General features: G+C 68.6%; 12 protein-coding genes and 1 pseudogene. 9 read left to right on the plus strand and 4 right to left on the minus strand.

Translation table 11 applies throughout. The annotated features are described in order from the left end of the window. The first annotated feature begins 1 nt into the window (after position 1). From ACAG26_RS20005 to ACAG26_RS20025, 5 genes and pseudogenes are all read left to right on the plus strand, one after another. The gene (locus ACAG26_RS20005) at positions 2-1,462 is read left to right on the plus strand and encodes an MCE family protein (protein ID WP_370484814.1); all 1,461 of its coding nucleotides are present in this window, start codon (positions 2-4) and stop codon (positions 1,460-1,462) included. Continuing rightward, positions 1,429-2,001: a mammalian cell entry protein gene (locus tag ACAG26_RS20010; RefSeq protein WP_370484815.1), complete on the plus strand. Its 573-nt coding sequence runs from the start codon at positions 1,429-1,431 to the stop codon at positions 1,999-2,001. Before ACAG26_RS20005 ends, ACAG26_RS20010 begins: the two co-directional genes overlap by 34 nt. Before the next feature lie 33 nt (positions 2,002-2,034). Continuing rightward, positions 2,035-2,679 (plus strand): hypothetical protein, encoded by a 645-nt coding sequence (locus tag ACAG26_RS20015; protein WP_370484816.1) that lies wholly within the window; start codon positions 2,035-2,037, stop codon positions 2,677-2,679. Next, positions 2,649-3,032: a DUF732 domain-containing protein gene (locus ACAG26_RS20020; RefSeq protein WP_370484817.1), complete on the plus strand. Its 384-nt coding sequence runs from the start codon at positions 2,649-2,651 to the stop codon at positions 3,030-3,032. The genes ACAG26_RS20015 and ACAG26_RS20020 overlap by 31 nt, the downstream gene beginning before the upstream one ends. 4 nt (positions 3,033-3,036) lie before the next feature. After that, a pseudogene (locus ACAG26_RS20025) lies at positions 3,037-3,510 on the plus strand (CAP domain-containing protein); the annotation flags it as partial. Positions 3,511-3,773: 263 nt separating this feature from the next. Here the strand turns inward: ACAG26_RS20025 and ACAG26_RS20030 are convergent. Together ACAG26_RS20030 and ACAG26_RS20035 are read right to left on the minus strand one after the other, a co-directional pair. Beyond that, a complete protein-coding gene (locus ACAG26_RS20030; protein ID WP_370484818.1) occupies positions 3,774-5,795 on the minus strand; it encodes an FAD-dependent oxidoreductase in 2,022 nt (673 codons plus the stop codon). Beyond that, the gene (locus ACAG26_RS20035; RefSeq protein ID WP_370484819.1) at positions 5,792-6,337 is read right to left on the minus strand and encodes a PadR family transcriptional regulator; all 546 of its coding nucleotides are present in this window, start codon (positions 6,335-6,337) and stop codon (positions 5,792-5,794) included. The genes ACAG26_RS20030 and ACAG26_RS20035 overlap by 4 nt, the downstream gene beginning before the upstream one ends. 181 nt (positions 6,338-6,518) lie before the next feature. Between ACAG26_RS20035 and fdxA the strand changes: the two genes are divergently transcribed. The 4 genes from fdxA to ACAG26_RS20055 all read left to right on the plus strand — a co-directional run bounded on the left by fdxA (position 6,519) and on the right by ACAG26_RS20055 (position 12,242). Further along, positions 6,519-6,845: a ferredoxin gene (gene fdxA / locus ACAG26_RS20040; protein ID WP_071026427.1), complete on the plus strand. Its 327-nt coding sequence runs from the start codon at positions 6,519-6,521 to the stop codon at positions 6,843-6,845. A gap of 23 nt (positions 6,846-6,868) precedes the next feature. Beyond that, positions 6,869-7,954: a succinyldiaminopimelate transaminase gene (gene dapC, locus ACAG26_RS20045; protein ID WP_370484861.1), complete on the plus strand. Its 1,086-nt coding sequence runs from the start codon at positions 6,869-6,871 to the stop codon at positions 7,952-7,954. Between the two features lie 67 nt (positions 7,955-8,021). Then, entirely contained in the window at positions 8,022-9,848 is a 1,827-nt protein-coding gene (gene nhaA / locus ACAG26_RS20050) for a Na+/H+ antiporter NhaA (RefSeq protein ID WP_370484820.1), read from the plus strand. A gap of 84 nt (positions 9,849-9,932) precedes the next feature. Further along, on the plus strand, positions 9,933-12,242 hold the full coding sequence (locus ACAG26_RS20055; RefSeq protein ID WP_370484821.1) for an amino acid permease: 2,310 nt from the start codon (positions 9,933-9,935) through the stop codon (positions 12,240-12,242). Positions 12,243-12,331: 89 nt separating this feature from the next. Here the strand turns inward: ACAG26_RS20055 and ACAG26_RS20060 are convergent, their stop codons facing one another. After that, positions 12,332-13,654, minus strand: coding sequence for an MFS transporter (locus tag ACAG26_RS20060; protein WP_370484862.1), 1,323 nt, complete (start codon positions 13,652-13,654; stop codon positions 12,332-12,334). Positions 13,655-13,786: 132 nt separating this feature from the next. Beyond that, on the minus strand, positions 13,787-14,878 hold the full coding sequence (locus tag ACAG26_RS20065; protein WP_370484822.1) for an LLM class flavin-dependent oxidoreductase: 1,092 nt from the start codon (positions 14,876-14,878) through the stop codon (positions 13,787-13,789). Positions 14,879-14,889 lie beyond the last annotated feature (11 nt).

Genomic DNA, 14,889 nt, shown 5'->3' on the forward strand with positions numbered 1-14,889 from the left:
CATGCTGCGTTTGTCCCGCGCGGTCTGGACCCAGTTGGCGATCCTCGCCGCCATCACCCTTAGCGCGTGCGGGGTGATGGCGTTCGGTTTCGTCAAGGTGCCCGCGCTGCTCGGGGTGGGGCGCTACACGGTGACCGTCGAGCTGCCCGGCTCGGGCGGGTTGTACCCCACCTCGGTGGTGACCTATCGGGGCACCGAGATCGGCCGGGTCAGCTCGATCGAGGTCACCCGCACCGGTGTTCGCGCCGTTCTCACACTCAACTCGTCCATCAAGATCCCGTCCGACGTCTCCGCGGCGGTGCACAGCCGATCCGCCGTCGGCGAGCAATTCCTCGAACTGACACCGCAGGGCACCACCGGCGCGCCGCTGCGGGACGGCGATGTCATTCCGGTGGGCCGAACGCAGATCCCCGCCGATATCGGGAGCCTGCTCGACGCCACCAACAAAGCGCTACAGGCGATCCCGCAGGATAATCTGCGCACCGTCGTCAACGAAGCCAGTACGGCCGTCGGCGGGCTCGGGCCGGAACTGTCGCGCATCGTGGACGGATCGGCGTCGCTGGGGATCGAGGCCGGGAACACCGCCGATCCACTGGCCCAGTTGATCGACCAGTCCCCGCCGGTGTTGAACTCCCAAGTGCAGACGACGGATTCGATCGCGGCCTGGGCGCACCACCTGGCCGCGATCACCGGACAGTTCAAGGCGCAAGACCGAGCCTTCGCCGACCTGCTCACCATGGGTGGGCCGGCGCTGCAGGAAAGCAAAGCCCTGCTGGACCGGGTCGCCCCGGCGTTGCCGGTGCTGCTGGCCAACCTGGTCAGCCTCGGCGACATCGCGGTGAGCTACCGCAACGACATCGAACAACTGTTGGTCCTGTTCCCGCAGGGGACCGCGCTCATGTCAGCGATCGCCTTGCCGGACGCCGACCTGAAAACGCCGTATCGGGGCATTTATCTCGACTTCAACCTCAACCTGAACTACCCACCGCCGTGCAACACCGGATTTCTGCCGGTCCAGCAGCAGCGGGTGCCCACCGATGTCGACTACCCCGAGCGGCCCGCCGGCGAGGTGTACTGCCGGGTGCCGCAGGACTCGGACCTCAACGTTCGCGGGTCACGCAACATTCCGTGCGAGACCAACCCGGGCAAACGGGCCCCGACGGTCGAGCTGTGCGAAAGCGATGAACCCTACGTCCCGCTCAACGACGGCTACAACTGGAAGGGCGACCCCAACGCGACCCTGTCCGGCCAGGGGGTGCCGCAGTATCCGCCGGGTACCGATCCGCGGTCGCCGCCGCCAGGGGCCGCTCCTCCTTCGCCACCCCCGGTGGCCTTTGTTCCCTACGATCCGGCCACCGGCCGTTACATCGGTCCGGACGGTCAGCCCTATACCCAGGCCGATCTGGCCCACGGCGCGAAAGGCACGACATGGCAGAGCATGCTGACGCCACCGAGCGGGTAGCCGACCCGGTGCGCGTTGATCGGCAGGGCGGTGACCCCGCCGAATCCACCGACTCGCCGGTTGCGGGTACCCGGGCGGTGATTGCGGCGGGTCTGGTCGTCGCGATGCTGGGTGGCTTGGCCGGCTGGCTGGGATACCGCGCGTATCACGCCCACCGGGTGCAGGCTCAGCACGCCATGTTCGTGCAGCTTGCCCGCCAGGCGGCGGTCAACCTGACCACGATCAGCTACACCGAGGTCGACGCCGACGTGCAGCGGATCCTGGACTCGGCCACCGGCACATTCCACGACGATTTCCAGCAGCGATCCCAACCGTTTGTCGACGTCGTCAAACAGACGCAGTCGAAATCGGAGGGCACCGTCACCGAGGCCGCCCTGGAGTCGGTCGCCGATGATCAGGCGCAAGTGCTGGTCGCGGTGTCGGTGCGGACCTCGATTGCCGCTGCGCCCGACCAAGACCCACGCCGCTGGCGGATGCGGATCAGCGTTCAGCAGGTTGGTGACAGCACCAAGGTGTCCAACGTGGTGTTCGTGCCGTAACGGCCCAACAACACACCAGGAGGGAAGCCCACCGTGTCCATCGATACCGAACTCAGCACCGACGTCTCACCGCTGGAACTGCACGACCAGCCCGACGATGCCGCTGTCGGTCGCGACGTGGCCGACGAAGCCGAAGCCGCCGACGACGCCGATGTCGTCGAGGAGGAACCGGCGCCGGCCGAGCGGCCCGCCCGATTCTCCTGGAGGCGCCTGCTGGCCCAGGGGCTGCTGCCCGGATTGGCGCTGATCGTCGCCGTAGCCGCCGGCTACCTCAAATGGTGGGACGACTCGGCGCGGCTGTCCGAGCAGGCCGCCGCACAATCCGTTCGAGCCGCGACCGACAGCACGGTCGCGATCCTGTCGTACCGACCCGACACCGTGGATACGGCGCTGATGGCGGCCGCGGATCGGCTCACCGGCACATTCCGTGACCAATACCGCCAGTTGATCAACGACGTCGTCGTTCCCGGCGCCAAGCAGCAGCACATTGCGGCGGTGGCCACCGTGCCGGCCGCGGCGTCGGTGTCGGCGACCACCGCGCACGCCGTCGTCCTGGTTTTCGTCAATCAGACCACCACGATCGGCGACAATCCGCCCAGCAACACCGCCTCGAGCGTGCGGGTAACCCTCGACAAGGTCCATGATCGATGGCTGATTTCACAGTTCGACCCGGTGTAAGTCGCGCGGCCGGCGCACTGATCATCGTGGCCGGCGGGCTATTCGGGTTCGGCGCGATCACCGCCCCGCAGTCCCGGGCCGACACGGTGGCCTATCTGGTCAACGTGACGATGCGGCCCGGCTACAACTTCGCTAACGCCGACGCCGCGCTGAGCTACGGGCACGGCATCTGCGAGAAAGTCGGCGGTTCCCGAAGCTATCCGGAGCTCGTCAACGACGTCGAAACCGACTTCAGCACCACCGACGAGTACCAGGCCAGCTATCTGATTAGTCAAGCGGTCAACGAGCTGTGTCCCGCGCTGATCTGGCAGCTCCGCCGCTCCGCGGCCACCTACCGTCCCGCGGTGCGGTGACGCGATGTGGCAGTCCGTGCGTGGGTGCCTGGCGGTGTCGCTGGCGGCCGGCGCTGCCGCGGCGATAGCCGTAGCGCACGCCGACAACTCACGTCTCAACAACAGCGTCGTCGCCAACATCTACACCGTTCAGCACCAGGCCGGGTGCACCAACGATGTCACCGTCAGTCCTCAGTTGCGGTTAGCGGCCCAATGGCACACCAACGATGTGCTGAACGATCACGATCTCGACGGCGACGTCGGCTCGGATGGGTCCACGCCGCAGTCCCGCGCGCTGGCCGCCGGGTTCCACGGCAAGGTGGCCGAAACTGTCGCGATCAACCCCGCGCTGGCGATCAGCGGCATCGAGATCCTCAACCAGTGGTATTACGACCCGACCGATTTCGCGATCATGTCCGACTGCGCCAACACCAGGATCGGGGTGTGGTCGGAGAGCAGTCTCAATCGCACCGTCGTGGTCGCCGTCTACGGCCAGCCGGGCTGATTCATTCTCTTCTGACCGGGGGACGCCGTGCGAGCGTCGGGGCCCGAGTCACCGGCTCGTCACGCGAGATTGCGCTCACGCAGGCGGTCACTCGATCTTTTGCCACCTGAGCGCACTTTCGCGACGTGGTCGCGACCCACCGGTCGACGCTGCGGATCGGACCGGGCGTCAGCCTGGGTAGTTTGCCGCGAACGTGCGCAGTTGTACGCCGACACGCCGGTGCGGGTGGCATTTTGCGCACGCTCCCGCAAAAAACGCTACAGGCGGGCCGCCAACTCGGTGCCCTGCTTGATCGCCCGCTTGGCGTCCAGTTCGGCGGCCAGCGCGGCGCCGCCGATGATGTGCGGGCGCACCCCCGCGGCGCGCAACCCGTCCTCGAGATCGCGCACGGAATCCTGGCCAGCGCAGATCACCACGTTGTCCACCGCCAGCAGCTGCGGGCGCTTGCGGTCCGGCCCGAAACTGATGTGCAGCCCGGCGTCGTCGATGCGCTCGTAGTTCACCCCGGAAAGCTGCTGCACCTTCTTGGCTTTCAACGAGGCGCGGTGCACCCAGCCGGACGTCTTGCCCAGCCGGGTGCCCTGTCGGCCCTTGCTGCGTTGCAGCAGATACACCTGCCGGGCCGGTTCGGCCGGTAACGGCGGCACCAGCGCGCCGCGGGCCTCCTGCGGGTCGGCCGCGCCCCACTCGGCCTTCCACTCCTTGAGGTTCAGGGTGGGGGAGGAGTCGGTGACCAGGAACTCGCTGACGTCGAATCCGACGCCGCCGGCGCCGATCACGGCCACGCTCTTGCCGACCGGCGCACCGGAAATCGCCTCTGCGTAGGACAGCACCTTGGGGTGCTCGATCCCGGGAATGTCCGGAATCCGTGGCGCCACCCCGGTGGCCAGCACCACCTCGTCGAACCCGGTCAGCTCCGGCACCTCGGCCCGGGTGTTCAGCCGCACGCTCACCCCGTGCCGCTCCAACATCCGGGTGTAGTAGCGGATTGTTTCGGCGAACTCCTCCTTGCCGGGAATACGCTTGGCCAAGTCGAATTGGCCGCCGATCACCGGTCCGGCCTCGAACAGGGTGACGGCATGGCCGCGCTGCGCGGCGCTCACCGCCGCCGACAGCCCGGCCGGGCCGGCGCCCACCACCGCCACGCTGCGGGACCGGCGGGTCGGGCTCAGCACCAGGGTGGTCTCCCGACCGGCGCGCGGATTGAGCAGACACGACACCTTCTTGTGCACGAACGCGTGATCCAAACACGCCTGATTGCAGGAGATACAGGTGTTGATCTCGTCGGCGCGGCCGGCGGCGGCCTTAACCACCCAGTCCGGGTCGGCCAGCATCGGGCGGGCCATCGAGATCAGCTGCACATGGGTGTCGGTCAGGATCTGTTCGGCGGCCTGCGGCATGTTGATCCGATTGGAGGCCACCACCGGGATGGTGACGTGTTCGGCGACCGCGCTGGAGATGTCGACGAACGCGCTGTTGGGCACCGACGTGACGATGGTCGGCACCCGCGCCTCGTGCCAGCCGAAACCGGAGTTGAGGATCGTGGCGCCGGCGGCCTCGACGTCGGTTGCCAGCGCCACGATTTCGTCCCAGCTCTGACCGTCGGGCACATAGTCGGCCAGCGACATCCGGTAGCAGATGATGAACTCGCCGCCGACGGCCGCGCGGGTGCGCCGCACGATCTCCACCGGAAACCGGCGGCGGTTTTCCGCGCTGCCACCCCAGCCGTCGCGGCGCTTGTTGGTGCGCGGTGCCAGGAACTGGTTGAGCAGATAGCCTTCGCTGCCCATGATCTCCACCCCGTCGTAGCCGGCGTCGGCGGCCAGCGACGCGGCGCGGGCGAAGTCGTCGATGGTGCGCTCCACGCCGCGCGCCGAGAGCCGGCGCGGCCGAAACGGCGTGATCGGCGACTTCACCGCCGACGCGCTGACCGAAAATGGATGGAAGGCATAGCGTCCCGCGTGTAGGACCTGCAGCAGGATCTTGCCGCCGGCCTCGTGCACGGCGTCGGTGATCCGCCGATGCCGCCGGGCATCGGCGGCGCTGATCATCTGGGACGCGAACGGCAGCAGCCAACCCGCACGGTTGGGCGCATACCCGCCGGTGATAATCAGCCCGACACCACCCCGAGCGCGTTCGGCGAAATACGCGGCTAGCGCCTCGATGTCGCCGGCGCGGTCTTCCAGCCCGGTGTGCATCGACCCCATCACCACCCGGTTGCGCAGTGTGGTGAAACCAAGATCCAATGGGGACAACAGGGTTGGGTACTCAGATGTCACAACGCCGCCTTGATTTCGTCGAGCCAGTCGATCGCGCTTTCCTCAGCGCGGATACCGCCCCGCAGCACCAGGTACTGATGCAGGGCGGCGCCGGAAAGTGCGTCGGGGTCGGGGAACTGGCGCTTTTCCAGCGCCCGGTACAGGTCTAGCCGCTCGGCGCGCTCGGTGCGCAACGCCGCGGCCTGGGCGCGCACCGCCTCGGCGTCCCCGTAGCAGGCGGCGCGCACCTTGACCGCGAGATCTCGCAGCGGCGCGTCGACCACCGCGTTGCCGCGCCCGGCCAGTGGCTCGGCGATCCAGCGGGCCAACTCGGCGCGCCCGACCTCGGACACCGTGTACACCTTCTTGTCCGGTCGCCCCTGCTGCGTCACCGGGGTGACGTGCACCCAGCCGTCGTTCTCCATGGCCCGCAGCGTGCGATAGATCTGCTGGTGGGTGGCGCTCCAGAAATAACCGATCGAACGGTCGAACCGGTGCGCCAGCTCGTAGCCCGAGCCGGACTGTTCGCACAGCGACACCAGGATCGCGTGGGGCAGCGCCATCTCGGCAGCATAGGGGTGACCGCAGGTCCTATGCAACTAGTTGCACTGCACCTGCGCGCATAGTCCGCAAAACGACCGTGGCCCGGTAGAAGCGGGGTATCTGCAACGGTTAGTATCAGCAACCAATGCGGCAGCATTGAGGGGTGGATACGCCCCCAAACAGGACATGGAGGAGACCTTCGTGACGTACACGATCGCCGAGCCCTGCGTCGACGTCAAAGACAAGGCATGCATCGAGGAGTGCCCGGTCGACTGCATCTACGAGGGTGCGCGGATGCTGTACATCCACCCCGACGAGTGCGTGGACTGCGGCGCCTGCGAGCCGGTCTGCCCGGTCGAGGCCATCTTCTACGAGGACGACGTCCCCGATCAGTGGAGCGACTACACCCAGCTCAACGCCGACTTCTTCACCGAACTCGGCTCGCCGGGCGGTGCCTCCAAGGTCGGGATGACCGAGAACGACCCGCAGGTCGTCAAGGATCTGCCGCCGCAAGGCGAGGACGCCTGAGCAGCTTGGTGAACCGCCGGCCGGTGTCGGCGGCATTGCCGGAGTTTCCCTGGGACACCCTGGCCGACGCGACCGCGCTGGCCCGGTCCCATCCCGACGGCATCGTCGACCTGTCCGTCGGCACCCCGGTCGACCCGGTCGCGCCGGTCATCCGCGACGCGCTCGCCGCGGCCAGCGCCGCCTCGGGCTATCCGGCCACCGCGGGCACCCCGGCGCTGCGGCAGGCGGCGGTCTCGGCCTTGGACCGCCGGTACGGCATCACCGGGCTCACCGAGGCGGCAGTGCTACCGGTGATCGGCACCAAGGAGCTCATCGCCTGGCTGCCCACCCTGCTCGGGTTGGGCGCCGACGACGTCGTCGTGGTGCCGGAGCTGGCGTACCCGACCTACGAGGTGGGGGCCCGGCTGGCCGGAACGCAGGTGCTGCGCGCCGACGCGCCGAGCCAGCCGGCGGCCCTGGTGTACCTGAACTCGCCGAGCAACCCGACCGGGCGGGTGCTGGACGTCGAGCAGCTGCGCGCGGCGGTCGCCGCCGCCCGCGACCGCGGCGCGCTGGTGGTCTCCGACGAGTGCTACCTGGGGCTGGGCTGGGACACCACGCCGGTGTCGGTGCTGCACCCGTCGGTCTGCGGCGGCGACCACCGCGGGCTGTTGGCCGTGCATTCGCTGTCGAAGAGTTCGTCGCTGGCCGGGTACCGCGCCGGCTTCGTCGCGGGGGATCCGCACCTGGTCGCCGAGCTGCTGGCGGTGCGCAAGCACGCCGGGATGATGGTGCCCACTCCCGTGCAGGCGGCCATGGTCGCCGCGCTGGACGACGACGCCCACGAGCGCGAGCAGCGGGACCGCTACGCGCGCCGCCGCGCGGTGCTGCTGCCGGCGCTGCGGGCGGCCGGGTTTGCCGTCGAGCACTCCGAAGCGGGGCTGTACCTGTGGGCGACCCGGGGCGAGGCGTGCCGTGACACGGCCGGGTGGCTGGCGCAGCGCGGCATTCTGGTGGCCCCCGGCGAGTTTTACGGCCCCGGCGGCGCCGGGCATGTGCGGGTGGCGCTCACCGCCACCGACGAGCGGATCGCCGCCGCGGCGCGTCGGCTGGCGGCGCACGACGGTTAGCCCAGCTCCGCGCCGACCGATAGGATGACCGGTGAAACCCGGTGGTCGTTGAGGTGAGTTGCAAAGCGTGAATCCGTCTCCGCACGTCATTCCGCTGTCCGCCTCATTACGTCGCCGCATCGAAATTTCCAAACGGTTCAGCGGCGAAACCCTGCCGGCCGTCGCCTTGCTGATCGCCACCGTGGCCGCGGTGGTCTGGGCCAACCTCAGCGCCAGCTATGACGGACTTTGGCACACCGAGCTGGGCGTCCTCGCCGGCCCGCTGCACCTGGCGTTACCGCTGGTCGAATGGGTCAACGAAGGCCTGATGGCGGTGTTCTTCTTCGCGATCGGGCTGGAGGTTCGCCGCGAGTTCGCCGTCGGGGAGCTGCGGGATCGGGAGCAAGCCATGCTGCCGGTGGTGGCGGCGGTGGGCGGCCTGGTGCTGCCCGCGGTGCTGTACATGGCGCTCAACTGGGGCACCGGTGCGGTAAACGGTTGGGGGGTGGTGATTTCCACCGACACCGCGTTCGCGCTGGGGGTGCTGGCGCTGGTCGGGCCGAAGAACGCGCCGCGGTTGCGCGTCTTCATCCTGACCTTGGCCGTGGTCGACGACATCGCCGCGCTGCTGGTGATCGCCGGGGTTTACACCCAACGCCTGGATCTGCTGGCCCTGGCGGTGGCCGCCGTCGCGCTGGCCGGGATCTGGGTGTTGCGGCACTACCGGGTGTGGCGGGTGACGCCGTATCTGGTGGTCGGTGTCGGGGCCTGGATCGCCGTGCTGGAATCGGGGATTCACGCCACCCTGGCCGGTGTCCTGGTCGCGCTGCTGATCCCGGTCTATCCGCCCCGCGACCGCGACGTGGCCGGCGCCACCGCGTTCGCGCACCTCTACCAGCAGGCGCCGGAGGCGCGCAGCGCCCGGTACGCGCGGATGAGCCTGGCCCACGCCGTGCCGTTGAACCAGCGGCTGTCGGACCTGCTCGCGCCGTACGTGAACTACGTTGTGGTGCCGGTCTTCGCGTTGGCGAATGCCGGGGTATCGCTGTCTGGGGCGGGGATTCGAGGGTCGGTCACCTCCGCCATCACCTGGGGCGTCGTGCTGGGCCTGGTGGTCGGCAAACTGATCGGCATCGCCGGGGCGGCGCAGCTGGTGATGTACTTCGTTCCGGCGGCGCGGGCGCCGGGGCTGGACTTCCCGCGCATCGCCGGGGTGGGCGCCGTCTCGGGGATCGGCTTCACCATCTCGCTGCTGGTCGCCGATCTGGCATTCGCCGACCGAGTGGCCAAAGACGACGCCCGCACCGGTGTGCTGTTGGCCTCGCTACTGGCGTTTGGGTTGGCGTGGCTGGTGTTTCGGCTCGGTGAACGCGTCAAGCCGCTGCCCACCCCGGCCGGTCTCACCCTGCAACGGCCCATCCAGCGCGGCCGGGACCACATCCGTGGGGACGCCGCCGCGGCGACGGCCCTGGTGGTGTACGCGGCGATGGACGACACCTACCGCAAGCGCACCGCGGTGCTGCTGTCCGACGTGCGCCGCCGGATGGGCGACGCGGTGTGTGTGGTGTTCCGGCACCACACCTACGATGACGACACCGCGACGGCGGCGTTGGCGCTGGAAGCCGCCGCCGACCAACGACGGTTCTGGCCCATGCACGACGCGCTGGTCGCGCACCGCGGCGACCTGGACGAGGCGGCGCTGACCGACCTCGCCGAGCGCACCGACGTGGACGCCCGCCGGTTTTTGCACGATGTCACCGCCGGAGTCGGGTTGGCGCGCATCGAGGACGACGACATCGACGCCGCCGCGGCCGGGCTGCCGGACACGCCGGTGCTGTACCTGAACGGCAGCCGCTTCGAGGACACCCCGAACTCGCTCAACGTGATCTGGGAGGCCCGGGCGCAACAGTCCTGACCTGGCGCCGGGCGGCCACTTATCGCACGCTTTTTCGCCAAACGCGTGCAATAACTGGCCACTGGGCGACAAGGATGGGCGGTTATGACATCCTCGTCGGCCCAGCCGCGCATCCCGGTCGCGATCAGCGACGTCGTCAAGCGCGTCTTCCTCGGCAAACCGCTGATCACCGAGGAGTTGAAATCCGAGCGGTTGTCCAACCCGGTCGCGCTGGGCGCGCTGTCACCCGACGCCATCTCATCGACCGCATACGGCCCCGAGCAGATCATGATCGAGCTGTTGCCGCATGCCGGGCTGGCCGCGTTCGCGCTGCTGCTGCCGATCACCGGGGTCATCTTGCTGATCCTGGTGTTGGTGGCCGCCTCCTACCGGCAGGTCGTCATCGCCTACACCCGAGCCGGCGGCTCCTATGTGGTGGCGCGGGAGAACTTCGGGCCCCGCGTCGCCCAGGTTGCCGCCGCGGCCCTGTTGATCGATTACGTGGTCACCGTGGCGGTGCAGGCGGCGGCGGGCACGGTGGCGGTGGTGTCGGCGCTGACGGCGCTGGGTCCCTACAGCCTGGAAATCACCGTGGCGGTGGTGCTGCTGATCTGCTACGCCAACTTGCGCGGATTGCGGGAAGCGGGGCTGCCGTTCGCGGTGTCCACCTATTCCTTCGTGGTCATGATCGCGCTGGTCATCGTCGTCGGGGTGACGCGCAGCGTGTTCGGCGGCTTGCCGACCTACGACCCCGAGCACATCGCCGGGGCGGTGCCGGTGCATCAGGGCGGCGGGCTGGTGATGGGCGCGACGATCCTGGTGCTGCTGCGGGCGTTCGCCAACGGGGGCTCGTCGCTGACCGGGGTCGAGGCGATCTCCAACACCGTCAACGTCTTCCGGAAACCGGAAGGCCTCAACGCCCGCCGGGTGCTCACCGCAATGGCCTGCATCCTCGGGTTTCTGCTGGCTGGTGTCGCCTATCTGGCCCACGTCACCCACGCCACCCCGTACATCGACGAATACCCGTCGATGCTCTCGGAGATCGCCCGCGCGGTGTTCGGCCACGGGATCCTCGGCAACGTGCTGTACGTCCTGGTCCAGGCGTCGACGGCGGCCATCTTGTTCACCGGCGCCAACACCAGCTTCAACGGGTTCCCGGCGCTGGCCAACTTTGTCGCCGAGGACCGTTTCCTGCCCCGGCAGCTGACCAAACGCGGCTACCGCCTGGTGTTCTCCAACGGCATCATCGTGCTCACCGCACTGTCGGTGGCGTTGCTGGTGGTCACGGGTGGTTCGGTGAACGCGCTGGTGCCGTTCTACGCAATCGGTGTGTTCACCGGATTCGCGATGGCCGGGTACGGGATGACCAAGCACCATCTCACCCACCGTCAGCGCGGCTGGCGGCACAAGCTGGCGATCAACTTCTCCGCGGGCATCTTGTCGACAATCATCGTGGGGATCTTCGCGGTGGCGAAGTTCACCGAGGGCGCCTGGCTGGTGGTGGTGGTCTTCCCGCTGCTGGTGTTCGCGTTGACCCGGCTGAACCGCGAATACCGCGCCGAGGCCGCCATTCTGGAGATGTTCCGCACCGACCGCCCGGAGCTGACCAAATATGCCCGCCACCGGGTGTTTGTCCTCGTGAACGCCGTCGATCTGGCGGTGCTCGAGGCGCTGCGCTACGGGCGGGGGCTGCGGGCCGACGAACTGATCGCGGTGCATTTGATGGTCGACGCGTCCCACGCGGCGCTGTTGCGCAAGCGCTGGGATCATTTCGGGCTGGACACCCGGTTGCGTGTCGTCGACTGCCCCGATCGGCAAATCACCAGGGCTGCCCAAGAACTTGTCGCTCGGGCGCTGAAGGAGCACCCGGACACCAACGTGACGGTGCTGCTGCCGCGTCGGACCTACGCGCCGTTGCTGGGTCGGTTGCTGCACGACCGCACCGCGGACAAGATCGCCCGCGCCATCAGCCGGATCCCCGACGCGGCGGCGACCATCGTCCCCTACGACGTGCAGTCGCGGATCGCGCAGGCGTATCCGGACATGTTCGAGCAGCGGGTGGCGCGTGAAGTCGCCAAGATCCAGGCCCGGATTTCCCGCAGTGAACAGCAGAGCGTCCAAGCCTACGAGCACCCGGAGCGTTCCTCGGCGGTGATCGCGGTGGAGGGCCTGATCCCGGGCCGGCGAGCCACCATTGAGGGGCGGGTCAGCCAGGTCGAGGACATCACCAAGCGGCGACGAACGTTCCGGTGGATCGTGGTCGGCGACGACAGCGGGGACGTGCGGGTCATGTTGCAGCCCGGCTACGGCGCCGATATCGCCCCGGGGCAACTGCTGCGGATCACCGGGAAGGCGCGCCAACGTGGCAACGGCCCGCTGTCGATGGTCGACGCCGCCTACCACGTGCTCGATTAGCCCCGGGCGGCAGACCGGGCCAGACGTTGAGATTGCGTGTAGGGTCGTGGTTTTCGGAAATTCGCGACCACCGGCGCAATCTCAACACGCTACGGCCGGGGCCGCAGCAGCAGGGTGGCCAGCACGCTGATCGCCGCGGTCGCGGCGAGGTAACCGCAGGCATACCAGGGGCGTTGGTGGTCGGCGGCCACCAACGCCGTCAGCACCAGCGGGGTCAGCCCGGACGCGTACACCCCGGAGAGCTGGTAGACCGTCGACAGCCCGGTGTACCGGGTCCGGGTCGGGAACAGCGACGCGTACAGGGTGCCTTGCGCCCCGTAGAACCAGGCGTGGATCACCCCGAACGCCACCACCATGCCGACCGCATACAAGGTGATGCTGCCGGTGTGAAACAGCGCGAAGCAGGGGAACACCGCTAATCCGTAGGCGGCGATACCGCTGGCGTACACCGCCGCGGCGCCGAAACGATCGGTCAACATCCCCGACAGCGGCAGCAGCACCGCCATCACCAGGGCGGCGACGGTCACCGCCACCAATACCGGCACCTTGCCCAGCTGCAGCGTCGCGGTGGCGTAGGAGATGGTGAACACGCCCCAGGTGTTGAACGCGGTGCCTTCGGCCCAGCGGGACAGCAGGCCCAGCAGCGTGTTGCGCAACGTCGGCGGCCGGAAGATCTCCCGCAGCGGCACCGCGGACCGCTGGTCTTGGTGGCGGATCCGCTCGAAGGCGGGTGTCTCGGTCACCCGTAACCGCACCAGCACGCCGACGATCACCAGCACAATGCTGAAGGCGAATGCCAGCCGCCACCCGTAGGCGTCGAACGCGTCCGGCGGCAGCGCCAGCTGCAGCAGCACGAATACCCCGGTGCCCAGCGCGAGTCCGAGCGCCAGTCCGATCTGCGGAATGCTGCCGAACACGCCACGACGGCGCCGGGGGCTGTGCTCGACGGCCAGCAGGACCGCGCCGGCCCACTCGCCGCCGAGCGCGAACCCCTGGATGATCCGCAGCACCAGCAGCAGGATTGGGGCCGCGACCCCGATCTGGGCGGCGGTGGGTAGCGCACCCATCAGCGCCGTCGCGCCGCCCATCAGGACCATGGTCAGCGCCAGCGTCTTTTTGCGGCCGATGCGATCACCGACGTGGCCGAACACGAACCCGCCGATCGGGCGGACCAGGAACCCGACGGCGAAGGTGGCGAACGCCAGCATGGTGCCGACGAACGAGCTGCGAGCCGGGAAGAACGCGTGGTTGAACACGATGCTGGCGGCGGTGGCGTAGAGGAAGAAGTCGTACCACTCGATGGTGGTACCGAGCAGGCTGGCCACCAGCGATGTCCGCAGCGTCGTTGCCGACGTCTCGTCGGCGGTGCCGGTGTAATCGGGGAGGGTGGCGACGGGTGCAGACGAAACCATCTGACCAGTAAGCGGTATCGCGGTGCGTCCGGCCAGGGTTACGCGCACCACGATTGCAGCGTGCCGCGCGAGCAGACGCAAAAGCCCCCAAATCGGCGGGGATTTGGGGGCTTTTACGTCTGCTCGCGGGTACTAGGCGACACCCTTGCGGCGCAGGATCGGCAGCACGCCTTCGGCGAACCAGTACGCCTCCTCCAGATGCGGGTAACCGGACAGGATGAACTCGTCGAATCCCAGCGAGTAGTACTCCCAGATCAGGTTCGCGACTTCCTCGTGGCTGCCCACCAGCGCGGTGCCAGCACCACCGCGGACCAGACCCACCCCCGCCCACAGGTTCGGGTAGATCTCCAGCTTGTCGACGCGGCCGCCGTGCAACGCGGTCATCCGGCGCTGCCCCTCGGACTCCGAGCGCGCGTGCAGCGCGGTGGCTTTCGCGATCTGCTCCGGGCTTAACTCTGCGACCAGTTCGTCGGCGACCGCCCACGCCGCCGCCGACGTGTCGCGGCTGATGGTGTGCAGCCGGATGCCGAACCGGATGTCGCGGCCGCGGGCGGCGGCCAGGGCACGCACCTTCTCGATCTTGGCGGCGGCCGCCTGCGGGGGCTCCCCCCAGGTCAGATAGACGTCGACGAACTCGGCCGCGACCGGCAAGGCGGCCGCCGAGGAGCCACCAAAGTAGATGCCGGGCAGCGGATCCGGTGGCGCCGACACCCGCGCGTCCTGAACTCGGTAGTGCTCGCCGGTGAAGTCCACCGATTCTTGTGCCCAGATCGAGGTGACGATCCGCAGGAACTCGGCGGTGCGGGCATAGCGCTCGTCGTGGCCGAGCCAGTCACCGAAGCGGCGCTGTTCGGTGTCGTCACCGCCGCTGACGACGTTGAGCAATACCCGGCCTTCGGAGAACCGTTGCAGGGTGGCGGTTTGCTGCGCCGCCAGCGTCGGCGGCACCAGCCCGGGCCGGAACGCCACCAAGAACTTGAGCCGCTCGGTTTCGGCTAGCAGCGCCGACGCGGTCAACCAGGCGTCCTCGCACCAGGTTCCGGTGGGGGTCAACACGCCCTCGTAGCCGAGGCGGTCCGCCGCGCGGGCTATTTCGGCCAGGTAGCGGCGACTGGGCTCGCGGTACCCGTCCGGAATGGTGTGGTGGGTTGAGGCGTGTGAAGCACCGACGATCGAGCGGCTGTCGCCGTTGGTGGGCAGGAACCAGAAAAACTTGGCGGTCACGAACGTCCTAT

It is taken from the genome of Mycobacterium sp. pUA109, assembly GCF_041287095.1.
In the GTDB taxonomy this organism is placed as follows: domain Bacteria; phylum Actinomycetota; class Actinomycetes; order Mycobacteriales; family Mycobacteriaceae; genus Mycobacterium.